1 protein-coding gene (only partly in view) is annotated in these 13,100 nt (G+C 72.4%); it reads left to right on the top strand.

Annotation, left to right across the window (positions count from 1 at the left end; genetic code table 11):
• A protein-coding gene (locus tag J2S42_RS09265) for a hypothetical protein (protein WP_307237552.1) crosses the window boundary here: on the top strand, positions 1-13,100 show its 3' portion. Its footprint begins 15,742 nt before the window's first position; 13,100 of the gene's 28,842 nt are visible here — the last part of the coding sequence; the start codon falls outside the window, past its left edge; the stop codon is at positions 13,098-13,100.

The raw sequence follows: 13,100 nt of genomic DNA, 5'->3' as shown, positions 1-13,100 counted from the left end.
ACGATCGCTGGCAGGCGCACGCGCTGTTCGTCACCACGCCGTGGCATCCGGGTGACGATCACGCGGGGCTGCCGTCCGGTGTCTCCGCCGCCGAGGCGGAGGCACTGGGCTGGCCGGCGCCCTGGCCGGACAGCCCGCAAGAGTTGATCATGCGGGAGCATCCGGCGTTCGCGACGGCCGTCCTGGGCGACGGACCGGTCGCCGACGCCGCGACGTTACTGCCGGCGCGCTACCTGCACGGCCTCGTGGCACGGGCGCGACTCGCCCATCGGCTCGCCTACCCCGGCGGCGGCCGGCAGGAGCTGGCATACCGCGACTGGATGGCGAAACACACCTGGGCGGAACCGGCGCGGAGCCTCCGGTCACCCGGGTGGTGGAAGGCGTGGTACGCGGAGCGCGGCGAGACGCCGAACGCCGACAGCAGCGTGCTGCCGGTTCCCGGTGACGGGCCCGCGGACGTCGCCGGGTGGGTCTCGGAGGTGCTGGCCACCGACCCCGGCCTCGACGTGTTGCGTGACCTGGAGCGGCAGCTCGCCGCACTCGATCCGGACGGGCCCGGGCGAGAGCAGCGGACGGAGCTGCGGCGCCGGATCGCCGAGGCCGCCGGGACGCTGGTGCCGTCGGCCGTACCGCGGCCGGATCTGATCGCCGGTGATCCGCTGCCGGAGGAGCAGCTTGAATCCGTGCTGCGGTTCGCCCGCGCCCAGGGCGTGCTGCCGGCGGCGATGACGGACGGGGAGCGGGCGTCCATGTCCGCGTCCGTCGATTACGTTCTGCGCGTCATGCGGACGAAGCCCGAGCGGTTCGCCGCGATGCCCGGGCGCACCATCGGCGAGCTGGTCGCCCAGGCGTTGCCGATCGGCGCGCTGCTGGCTCTGCGCCCCGGCTTCCGGCCGGCGGAGCCGGACCGGGCCGAGCGTGCGCAATGGGCCGCTGTGGCCGGAGACGCCGCGGCGGAGCAGCGGTGGGCGGAGGAACAGCGGGTCCGGCTGCGCCGGGACGTCGCCGCGCGACTCGATCGGGGTGACCGGCTCATGATCGACATTGTGGGCCGGGCGGTCGCCGAACGCGTTGAGGACGACGACATCGACGCGGTGCTCAGCGCCCTCTCCGACCGGCTGAAGGACGAGCCGGCCACCCTGCCCAACCTCCCGGAGCTGCTGGCCGACGTGCTGGCGCACTTCTTCACCGGAAACAGCGTCGCCCAGCCGGAGCTGCTCGGGGCGATCGCCATCGCGCTGGAGATCCGGATCGTGCTGTCCGAGGAGGGGCTTCAGACGGCGTACGGGCCCCAGGCCGGGCGCACGCTGCACCTCGAGCGCGATCCGTCCGGTGACCTCCGTCCGCTGCAGACCGCCGAAGCCGAGCCGGCCGTGGCGCTCGGCGAAGCCGCGGGCCGCCCGTGGTCGCTGGAACGTACCGACTCCGGCCTGTCGGCCGACGACGTGTCCGGGGGTGTCCGCACGCCGTCTGCCATCGGCCTGCCACGGATCGTCGTCACTCCGGAGCCGCCGGAGCCGCCGGACGGCGCGGACGAGCGACTGCGGGCCGCGATGAACGCGCTCCCGCCCTGGGACGCCACGGCACCGGACTGTGCGGACCGGATCGAATCCCTGCTGGTCGCCATCGCAGCGCCGGGTCTGGCCGTCTTCTCCGAGTTCGACGGTGTTCGCCGGCCGCGGGACCGGGTCGCGGAGCTGCTGGGCGGCGCGTTCGGTCCGGCCGCCGACGCGTTCGGTCTGTCCCGGATGGACATCGGCAGCCTCACGCCGGTCTGGATCGAGCCGCCGCCCGAGGGCGCGCGGACGCCGGACAACGCGGCGGCGCACATGGTCGCGGTCGACCGCGTCGGTGCGGACCGTTACCGGCTGCTGGACACGCAGCACAAGACGATCATCGAGTACAGCCTGCGGGAGCTGCTGCAGCGGCTGGCCGGCACCGTGCACCTGGTCACGGACGGGGAGGGACGGCTGCTGCAGCTGGACGCCGCGTCCGGCGTCCCGGTCGCCGGCGCCGAGGGTACGGCGGCTGGCTCGCGCACGGTCGCGGCGCTGCTCGACCCGCACCTCGCCCGGTCTCGCGAGCCAGGCTTCGCCCCACGTCCCGCGCCGGTGGCACCGGACGAATCGGCGGTCCCGGACGTCGCGGTGGTCGGGCTCGCGGCGGGTTCCGAGGTCACCGACCTGACCTCGGCCGTGGCCGTCACCCGTCCCGGACTCGCCGGCGCCGGTGCGGCGCAGGACGATCCCGGCGCGTTCGCGCAGCAGCACGACCTGCGGCTGCACGTCTGGGGTACGGACGGCACGGTGCGGCGGTACGGACGCCAGGGTGCCCCGGAGGTCTTCCTGGTGCGGCGCACCGGTCCGGCCGGCGAGACCGGGTATCAACCGCTCGTGCCGGCCGCCGCGCGCACCAGCCGTACCGTGCTCAAGGGCGCCGATCTCGACGACGATCTGCCGTCGCGGGGACTCGCCGTGGCTGCCGGTGAGCCGGGTCGGGACCCGGACGGGACGCTCACCCGGGCCGTCGTAGCGGAGCTGCAGAAACTCGGCGGCCCGGAGGGCTCCTGGGACCGCTGGCGGTTGGCGGGCGGGACCGGACCGGGCAGGCCGCTGTCCGATCTGTTGTCGGCCCGGTCGCTCGACACGAACCGGGTGGCCCTGCTGGGCGACGACATCAACCTGGTCGCGGCGCCGCGCGACGGCGAGACGGAGATCCCCGCAACGCTACGTGACGTCACGCTCGAGGTGCGGGCCCGGCGAGCGGGTCCGTACCGGCCGTCCGGGATCTCCACCGACGGCGTCGAGTTCACCGGGCCGTTGCCGGTCACCGTCAGCGTCACCGGCCTGGCTCAGCAGCCGCTTGGCTTCACCGGTGCGGCCGGGCCGGTCCTGTTCGCGGACACCGTTGCGCCGCCCGACCCGGGGTTGCTGATCACCGGCCCGGACCGGACGGGCGCTGCGGATCGTCCCTTCACGCTGCCCGCGGGCGTCTGGAGCGAGGAGCATGCCATCCTCGGTGGGGTCAGCGCGGTCGGGTTGCCACCCATGTTGGCGAACCGCTACCTGCTCACCAGCCGGGTGGCCGCCACTGACAACGCCTATCCCCGGGTTTCCCTGCACGATCCGGTCCCGGCGGGACTGGTCCGTATCGGTGATCAGCTGAGGTTCGCGGTCCATGTCTCGATGACGGTCGACACCGTCGACCAGCGTGGTCAGCGTGCCTCGCAGCCGATCCGCGGTACGGCCGAGGTGCTGCTGGATCTGCCGGCTGCGGCCGCGGCACGGGATCAGTGGACGGTGGTCGCGGCACCACCCGCCTGGACACGTCATGCGCCGGGACCGGGCGACGTGGATGCGGACCGCTGGCAGCGGATGACCGGCGCCGGATCGCCCCGGATAACGCGCACCCAGCTGGAGATGCTGCGCGCGTTGCCGGGCTCGGCCGGGGTGCCGAGCGAACGGCTGCTGCACTGGATCGAAACGCTCGGCGAGACTCCGCACGACATCGCCGGTACCGCGGCCCGGATCGGTCTGCGTATGCCGGGCCCGCTGCTCGACCTGGCGGTCAGCCTCGGTATGGACCCGAAGGCGCTGGTCGTCTTCGGCGCGCAGGTGCGCGAGATGGCGGGGGTGGGCCCCGCGGACGGTGGCCGGCTGCTGAGCCGGCTGACCCGGTACAACGTCCGGAGCCTGGACGAGATCGTGCAGCTCGGCCAGATCGGTGCGCGGCTCGGGCTGGACGAGGCCGATCTGCCCGCCCTGACGTCCTTCATCGAGGAGGGCGTGCCGCTGGAGCTGCTGCTGGCGCTGCCGGAATCGTCGCTGACGGTCGCCGTCGACACCGCTCGGCAGCGGGTTCAGATCTCCACGGGTGCGGATCGCGGGGCGGCCACGCTCGGCTTGCGCGACCGCGCCGAGGTGAGCGCGATCGCCGCGGCACTCGGCGTGGGAGAGCGGCACCTGGCCGCGGTCGTCCCGGAGATCCGCAGCGCGCTCGCCGGGCTCGGCGATCCCTACGCCGGCCCGGCCGGCGACCGCCTGGAGTCGCGGCCGGGTGAGTACCGGGAGCGTGGCGCCGCCGGTGAATGGGGACCATGGCGAGCCCTGCCGCAGGACCGCGAGCAGGCACAGTCGTTGCAGGCCGGGTTCGCCGCCCAGTGGGAAGCGCGGGGCCGGAGGGTGGCCGCCGAGGTTCAGCGGCTGCTGAACGCCGCGGGCCGCACGAGCGACGAGACCGTCGGCCGGTACGTCACGCTCTCCGCCCGGCTCGGCATCCCGGTCACCGACCTGCAGTTCCTGCTGCCGTCCCGGCACGTCGAGCTGCTGTCGCACGAGTTCTTCGGCGATGTGCCGCTGGAACTGATGCGCGATCAGTGGGGCCTGCTGCTGCCCGAGGCGCCCACGCCCAGCTTCGACCTGCTACGGGGCTTGCCCAGGCGGGACTGGACTGCCGAGGAGGCCGAGCGGTGGCGCCTGCGGCTCAACGTTGAGAGTGACCTGTTCGCGGACTTCCTCGCGTTGCCGACGGCCGATCCGGAACAGCTGATCGAGATGATGAGGCGGGCCGGGCTCGACGAGACCGACCTTCCCGGCCTGGTGCGGCTGTCGGCCCAGATCGGCTGGGTCCGCGTCGAACTCGGCAGCATCGCGTTCCGGCTGAACGTCACCGGCCGGCAGCTGTTCCAGGTGGCCACCGGGGACCCGCTCGCCATCGACCCGTTCCACCTGGCCGCATTCGGCCGATCCGTCGCGAACGCCGTCGTCGGTGAAGCCGCCGCCGGCCGGCCGCGGATCGAAGCGGGCAGCCTGGCCCGGCAGCTGATCGAGACCGCGCGGGAGTACTCGCCGGTACGCGACCCGTGGCTCCGCGAGGCCTGGCTGTTCCGGCAGGCCGCACGGTGGAGTGCCCCCAGGTCGGGTGGCCGGATCGACGTGCTTCGGCTGGCTACCCGGCTCAGTCAGCTGCCCTTCGCGCCGTTGCAGGAGTTCGGGCAGTACGGACTGGACCTGGACGACGCTCTCATGCTGTTCGAGTCCGCGGCGAGCAGCGCGCGGGAAGGGCTGGGGCGGGACCCGGCGCGTGAGCTGCTCCGCACGGTGACCCGGTGGGCCGGGGCGCTGCGATACACGATCGGTGAGGATCTGGAGTCGGTCCGGGAGGCCGAGATCCCGATGCAATGGCCGCTGAAAGAGCCGCTCGAACGCCTGCGGTCGCTGGGAACGCAGACGGCCGGCCTGCACGAGGCCGTCGCCGGGAACGCGGCCGTCCCCGAACACCTGGCTACGGCGCTCGATGAGGCGAAGTCGCGTTTCGATCAGGCACTCGATGCCGCCTTCGATCAGGCGCTCGATGCCGCCGGCAGGGTGGCCGGACGCCCCGGCGGGCTGCCACTGAGCGCGGGGAATCAGGCGTTCTCGACCGCGCTCAACCAGCATCTGGCGTACGTACGGGCGCTCGGCGCCTCCACCGGTGCCGTGCTCCGTGCAGCCGGCCCGCAGGTGGCCGGAACATCGCAGGGAACCGGCGATCCCACGGGGGACCGGCGGCCGGGCACCGAGCCGGGCCCGGCCGGCCCGGGCCCGCTGCGCACGCTGGCCGACCGGCTGGACGAGCTCGTAGAGGTATACGCGCGCGGAGTCCGGCTCTATCCGGTGCAGCGCGCCGCGGACACCCTCACCGATGCCGAGATCGGCCAGTACCTGACGGGTCTCGACGACGACAACGCGGCACGGCTGACCAGCGATGAGATCGACCGGGCGGGCGAGCTGTGGGTGCGTGCGGCGTGGCCCGCGGAGCTGGACATCCAGTCATCCCTGCTGATCTACGACTTCCTGCACCGGCCCTGGCTCGAGCCACGACGCGTGCTGGACCTCTCCGCACAGCTCAATCGCACACCGACCCAGATCCGGGCGGTGGCGGCGCGGGCGAACCGGCTGCCCACCGGCGTATCGGACGTGGCGCGGCTGGCCCGGCAGCGGCCGGGTACGGTGCTCGACCTGGCCCTCCGCTGGCGGATCGACCCGACCCGGCTGAGCGTCCTCGACGTGAACACGGTCGGCATGAACGATGCCGTCGCGGCCATCGAACGGGAGGTGAAACAGCGGGCGACGGCCGAGGAGGCGAGCGTCGAGAAGTACATCGACGCACTGGCGACGGCCGGGTACAGCTTCTCTCAGCGGCAGGACAGTTACGAGTCACTGTGGAAGCGGCCCGAGGTGCTGTCCGCCCTGATGGGCGTCGGCGTCGACGAGATCCGCGCGTTCGCCCTCGGCCGGGGCAACATCGAACCCCTGGTCACCCGCTGGTACACCATGCTGACCGAGCTGGCCGCGGTGCTCCGTCTCGACGAGCACGAGATCGCCGTGCTGGCGGCCGACTTGCTCGTTCCGCCGTCGTGGGTGCGGACGGTCAGCATCCAGCTCGGCCGGGTTCCGACGGATCTGCCGGAACAAGCACGGAACCTGGGTGTCCGAGACGCCGGCTGGCTGCTCGCGCTCGCGCAGCGGATCGGCGTGCGTCCCTCAGCTTTCACCGACGCCGATGGACTTCGCACGCTCAGGACGGAAGTCGTCGATGAGCGCCGGTTCGGTCCGGTCGACCGCATGATCGAGCGGCTCGGCAGCACCGGCATCGCCCAGATCCGGCGGCGGCCGGGCGCAGTGCCGCACCATGTCTGGCAGCCGCAGGGCACCGTGCTCACCCCGATCACGGAATCCCTCTGGTCGATCTTCCGCTCCCACGGATTCCGGTCGAGCGCGCTGCCCCGCAACCTGGCCGACCTGGCCGACAGGTCCGGGATGGACATGCGGGACCTGGCACACATCGGTGCGCAGCTGGGCCTGACGCTGGACCGGGTGGTGTTCGCCGCGCAATACCTCACCACCGACAGCAAGTCCTCCGATCCGCGTCAACGGCTGCTCGACGGCTACCGGCCCTGGGTCGACCGGTTGAGCCGGCACGCCCACGTCGGTGAGAACGAGCTGGTCTGGGCCAATGAACTGATCCGCCAGGTGCGCAACTACGTCGGACTGCAGCGGCTGACCACGATGACGCCACGTGCGGCCCGCGAGTTCGTCCTCGGCCATCGCATGCGCACCGGCCGGATCACCCTGGCCGCGATCGGCGATCTCGCCCGCGATCACCCGGAGGACGCGTACGACCTGATTCGCGCCGCCGCGGCTGCGGCCGCCGCGCCGAACCGGGACAGGCGGCAGACGGGCACGTTCACGGCCGATCAGGTACCGGTCCTGCTGGACGTTCCGCTGCCCGGCAACACCGAGATCGTGCTGTCGATCCCGCCGGGCGCGCACCCCGACACCATTCGCGACGGGGTTCGTCTCGCGGCGCGCTCCGCCCGCGGAGACCTGACGGCCGGCACGGTCACCGCGTCCGTCGCGGCGCTCAGCAACGGCTGGCGATCACTCGGTGCGCTGACCGAGAGCGTGTTCGGTGCGAAGCACGCGCAGGTGCCACAGCCGGGTCTCGCCGCGATCCGGATCCGTACCGGTTACCGCGGTGACGCCGCCGCGTACCTCCGGCTGGCCCAGCTCTTCTACACGCATCTTCCGGTGCTGCATCGTCTCGGTCTCGTCCCACCGGTCACCGGGACCGAAGCGGCACACGGCGCCCGGCCGGGCTGGGCGTCCTTCGCCGAGCTGGTCGCCGACCACCGGACGCCGAGCCGGGTGATGCGGCTGGACCTCGCCTGGCGGGACACGGATGCGGTCGTCTTCGACCTCAACGCGGTCGGCACCGGCCAGCTCCAAGCCGCGGTGCTGCTGTTCGACGCGATGGTGGACGCGGCCCGTGACCCGGACCGGCTTCCCGGCCTGGACGAGCTGCTGTTCGTCAGTACCGGCGAACCCGCTGAGGATCTGGCCGCACGGCGACTGTTCTCGCTGGTCGGCGACGCTTCGGCGCGGGCCCAGCTGGCGATGCTGTTCCACCGTGCGGGCGAGGAGCCGGCGCCGGCCGGCCTGACCGGCGCGTCGGTGCCGGTCGGGCCCGGCCCGGTCCGCACCGATCCGGCGCTGCGGTTGCCGGAGATCGTGCCGGACGGTGATCAGCTGTACCTGCGGGCCGCGGAGCTGGGTACTGCCGCGGGCCTTACCGCCCCTGAGTTGCTGCTGAGCCTGGTCGAACCGGCGTCCGTGTTCGCCGCGTTCGCCGGTTGGACACGTGGCGACGTACTGCGCGCGGTGCTGACCGGCCGGGCCGCGCTGCCGCCGTCGGTACGGGAGACGGCGGGCGCGGCACTGGCCGAGGTGACGGCCGTGCGTGCCACCGAACTGTCGTCGGTGTTCGCGCGCGTGTGGGCGCCGCTGCTGCACGACGCCACCGTGGTGAACGGGCCGCAGGACGACGCCGCGACCGTGATCGGCCGGGCATGGACGGCCGTCGCCGGGCGGACGGCCGGGTCTCCCGCGGACGCGGCCCCGGACGGGGCCGGAGACGCCGGGCGGGGCATGACCGCCGATGAGTTGCGGGTGCTGTGGCAGGAGGCGGTCGGGGCCGCCGGTGACCGGACGATCCCCGAGTGCCTTGCGCTGGTGCAGGACCTGGTGCGCCGGCTGCATCCGGGCGGCCGGCTGGGCCACGGTGTGCGGGTTCCGCGCACCCGTGAGGAGCCGATACCCGGCCGGGACGCGGAGACCTGGCTGGGCGACCGCGAGGACTGGCAGCGCTTCGGCAGCTGGACGGACCTGAGCACCCGGTTGGCCGCCGGCCAGGGGCTGGGCAAGGGATCGACGGCCGTGGTGCTGACCGAGCGTGTGGGCACGGCGTACGGCCATGTGTACGCGGCGTACCACACCGCCGATGCGGGAGTGATCTGGCTCAACCTGACCGACCCCGGGTCACCGCCCCGAGCCGGGGAGCCGGACGAGGTGCCGGACGAGGCGGGTACGTATACCCGGGCGATCGTGATCGATCCGAACGGTGCGGTCCGGGCCGCGGCCGCGGCACCGCTGGAGTCGCAGTCCCGCACAGCGCCCGTGCTGGACCCGAAGGCCAGCAGGGGCTACTTCGGTGGTGGCCTGGAGGCCGAGCGGACCATGCCGATGGTGCTGCCCCGGGACGCCCACAGCGGCACGGTGTTCGCCGCCACGGCGGACCAGAGCATCGAGTTGATCTCGGACACGACGGAACTCTACAAGCGGGACGGCACGTATCACCTCACCCCGGCGGACGCGGACGAGTGGACGGCCAGCACCGACATCGTCGAGCAGCGTGCCGGCGTCCTCGGTATCCTGCCCGGCGAGGAGAACCGGATACCGGACACCGATGACTTCTGGGATCAGCTCGATGTCCTCGATCGGAGATTCGGGGACGTCGACACCGAGCCGGGCCGGCCCGGCGAGAACCTCGCCCACGTCATCGACGGCACCGCCCTCGTCATGGTGCCCGGCGTCGGGGACGTCATCGTCGGATCACCACCCGAGGGCGCCACCAGCGGTAACCGTGTCCACCTGTCGCTGGGCTCGCCGACCGAGCAGCTCAAGGACTTCCTGGCCGACGTCACCGAGGTGACGTGGCGGGATTCCACCCTCACCTACGATACGGAGCTGGGGCCGGTGCCGTACCGGACCAAGCTGGGACAGCAGGAGGGCGCCGAGTTCGGCACGCGGACGGCCGCTGGTCTCGCAGGCTTCCTCCGCGCGCTGGGCTTCGCCACGCCGGAGCGGGTGGGGACCGCGGTCGAGGGCGTTGTGGCGCAGTTCTATTCGCACAGTGCCGGATACATGGACTCCTGGACGCCCGGCACCGAGGTCGTGAAGGCACACGTCGCGACGCTGTCCCGGCACGACCACCGGCAGTTGTGGGGCGATCTGCCCTGGTGGACGGCGTTCGGTATGTCACTGCAAGCCGACGAGATCCACGACGAGTTCGGCCGGACGTACCTGCAGCACAACGGTGAGTTCCTGGGCCGGATGCGGCGGGCCGGCGAGAACCATCCGGAGCTGGCCGGGATCACCGGCGGAAACTGGGCACAGTTCGGTGCCAGGACGGGGCCGGCCGTCGGTGAATACCTGCATGCCGCGCTCACCGGCGGTGTGATGCCGCCAGAACTGGTGTGGGGCAGCACCACCACGTTGCCGGCGCTGGATACGAACGGTGGCCGGGTGAAGCACCGACTCGCGGTGCAGGAGGTCCGCTCCGCGGGCGAGCCCTGGATGACGATGCGGCAGGCACGGGATCTGTACCGGCACCTGGCTGACGGAATCCGGTCGAGGTACGCGCAGATCGAGGACCTGGAGCCGCTGCGCACCGTACCGCTGACGGAGACCGGCGGCGAGGTGACCGGTTCCCCGGTCCACCGCGCGATGTTCCGCGCGGTCGCGCATCTTGCCGCGGGGGAGATCACCGAGGCCGCTCAGCAGCTGTCCGCCGCCGTCGCGGCGGGCATCACCGATGCGGAGCGCGACCAGTGGTCCTCGATGCTGGTGCTTCGTGCGCCGATGGAGGCTGCGGCCGGTAATCGCGAGCTCGGCGGCAGGATGTGGCGGATCGCCGCGGCGATCGCACAGCCGGTGGCGCGCCGCTGGTTGACCGAGGACCGATCCGGCCGGTGGAAAGACTGGGCCGCAGTCGGCGACGCACTCGTCGCCAGCCGGCGAATCCGCGAACTCGGCGGGCTGGTGACGGCGCTGGAACGTGACTCCCACGGACTGAGAGCGGACCAGGCCGTCGCTCTGCTGCGGAAGACGCGGCCCGCAGAGTGGACGAATGCCCTGCGAACACTGGTGGGCGCCGTCACGCCGGAGGGCTTCGGCGTGGCGCACGCGGTGCTCCTCAGCACACCCGGCCTGCCGGTGTCCGAGCGGCGCATGGCGGATGCCATCGGCCTGATGCTCGTCCGGGACACTGCCCGGGCGGGTGAGATGGCTGGAGCGGCGGTCGCGGCCATGGACGCGGACCAGGCCGGACTGTGGGTGACGGCCATGCATCGGCTGGCGGAGGCCGCCGCGGTGCCCGCGCCGTCAGAGGCGCTGATCGACGGCGCGATCCGAGCCTGGCTTGCGACATCGGACCTGCATCTCGCCTACGAGGCGCAGCGGCGCCTGCAGGAGCTGGCGGTCCTCACCGGGCCGATGGTCAAGACGCTGACCCGAGCCCGGGTGAACGCGATCCTGCAGGACTCCGGCGCCGGCCCGCGAGCCCGTGCCTACGCCGCCGCCTTCGAGCTGACCGCCTTGGACATCGACACCAGGGCGTACGACTACCTCGGCGCGAGCGATCCCGGCGTTCGCCTGGATCGGCTGCTGCAACTGATCGACCCCGGCTCTGACTCCGACTCGGAGATGTACGACCTTCCGGTGCTGGATGCCCGGACCGTGCGAAATCTCTGGTTGCTCACCCGGCCCGCTGCCGGCGGTGGACCGCGGGACGTCATCGTCCAGCACACGTTGCGTGCGGTACTGGCGGTGTCGACCGGCATCCCGATCGATCAACTCCATGAGTACACCGGGATGCTGGTCGAACACCGGGCACAGCTCGCCGACGCCGACGCGGTGCTGTACGCGCTGCGCGGCAGGCCTCTGTCCGGCCAGGTGGCCGATGCGGTCGACGCCGTCGCGGAGACGGTCCGCCGGGTGGCCGCCTCGTTCGACGCTCCGATGGCCTTCCCGGTGCTGGCGGTCCCCCGGCCGTCGCTGGACTCGATCCTGGCTCCGGCCCCGGCGGAGCCGGACGATGTCCGAGTCGCTGCCGCGCTGGCCCGGCCGGGCGTCGACGAGCTGACCCGGACCGAACCCGCCGCGCGACGGGCCTGGTCGGAGGCGATGCGGGCGATCGAGGACCCGGCCGGGCCGGACGCGCAGTTCCGGATCAGCGATGCGATCCGGCAGGTGGCCCGGTTGGTCCCGGACGAGACCCATCCGGTGGTGCGGCCGCTGCTGGCGCTGGACGCGGCAGTACGGACGGGTGTCTTCCCGGGTGCCTGGTGGCCGGCGCCGATGCCGGTGCTCACGCTCGGCGCGTGGACGTCGCAGCCGCGGCAGATCCTCGATGCGGTACGTGCGAACGCCCGGCACGCCGACCGGCCGGTGATCGCGGTGGACCTGGCCGGTGCGCCGGAGGCGACCGAGGCGGTGGTCGAGGAGCTGACCGAGATGCTGAGCTGGTACCAGCGCATCGGTCCAGCGCCGCTGGTGGTCGTTGCCCGGGCGACCGGTTATGGTCAGCGGCTCCTCGACGAGGTGCGTGGGCAGTTGCAGCCCGTCACTCTGGCCGTCGAGTTGGCCGGTTCCGGTAGTGCGTGGCGGTTGCGTAATGCGGACGGTGAGACCGTCGGTGATCTGGAGAGCGAGCCGTCCGTCGCGGTGTTCGACCGGGCCCGGACCGTGTCCCGCGGTGCGGTCGGCGGGCTTCCGACGGCGTTGGCGGAGTGGCTGCGAACCCGGGATCCGGGCCCGGCGGAGGCATATCACCGGAAGAACTGGCAGCGGTTGCACGAGCCGGCCACCGTCGCGGCGCTGACCCGGCTGGCCGAGGCGAGCCCGGGCGATGCACGCCTGGCTGTCTTCCGGACCGTGTTGGAGGTGGCACGCGAGTTCGGTGGCGTGGGTCCGCAGGACGGCCCGAAGCCGGTGACGGTCACGACTCTGGGCGTGGAGCCGGCGTGGAGCGCGGAACGTGGCCGGGTGCCGGCCACGTTCGTCTACGACTTCGTGCGGGTGACCGGTGACCGGCAGGCTCGGTTCCCGTGGGACGGTCTGTTGTTCCAGATGCTGGTGGCCGGGGCCCTGACCGGTCCGCAGGTCCTGTCCATGCTGCGCATCACCGCCGTCACGAGCAAGGATCGCGCGAGCGCGACGATGACCGAGGCGGTCATCGAGCTGCTGGCCCTTCCCGACGACAAGGCCGTGCTGGACGCGGATCCGCTGACCCACCCGCGGCTGAAGCCGATCTTCGACCGGATCGGCGAGATCACCAAGGGCGTCAACGGCTCCTACCAGGACTGTCTGGATCCGTACGACCGGGTGTCCTGGACCACCCGGCTCACCGCTTTCAAGGACGGCCTGGCCGAGGGGGACGAGCTCGCGCAGATGCGGGCGAAGCTGATCGACACGATCATCTACGCGGCGTCCAACTGCTGA

Source organism: Catenuloplanes indicus (assembly GCF_030813715.1).
Lineage (GTDB): Bacteria > Actinomycetota > Actinomycetes > Mycobacteriales > Micromonosporaceae > Catenuloplanes > Catenuloplanes indicus.
Note: the sequence above shows the minus strand (reverse complement) of the source record. Positions and strands in the feature narration are given on the sequence as shown.